General features: G+C 65.2%; 1 protein-coding gene. It reads right to left on the bottom strand.

What is annotated here, in order from left to right; translation table 11 throughout:
* The coding region (locus FCK22_RS18105; protein WP_136720763.1) for an IS3 family transposase at positions 1–299 on the bottom strand (299 nt) is incomplete at both ends.

The following is a 299-nucleotide window of genomic DNA, read 5'->3' as shown; positions in this document are numbered from 1 at the left end:
TTCCGGGATGGGCCGAAGCTGTCAGCCAGGAAGTCCAGAGACCAGCGCGCATTGGGATACGCAGCCTCCGGCATCGGGGAGCGCGTTCCACGGGCCCGCTTGCGGCCGCGCCGCCGCTTCACTGACAGCCCTTCTTCCCGGTAGAGCCGATACAGTTTCTTGTGGTTCATTCTCATGCCCTTGCGCTCAAGCAACACGCCAATCCGGCGGTAGCCGAACCGGCGCCGCTTTCCGGCGATCTCCTGCATCTCCTTGCGGATCTCAGGGCAGTCCGGCGGGCGTTCGCGCCGGACTGTCTT

The organism is Sulfitobacter sp. 15WGC, from assembly GCF_005068605.1.
Classification (GTDB): Bacteria; Pseudomonadota; Alphaproteobacteria; order Rhodobacterales; family Rhodobacteraceae; genus Sulfitobacter; species Sulfitobacter faviae.
Note: the sequence above shows the minus strand (reverse complement) of the source record. Positions and strands in the feature narration are given on the sequence as shown.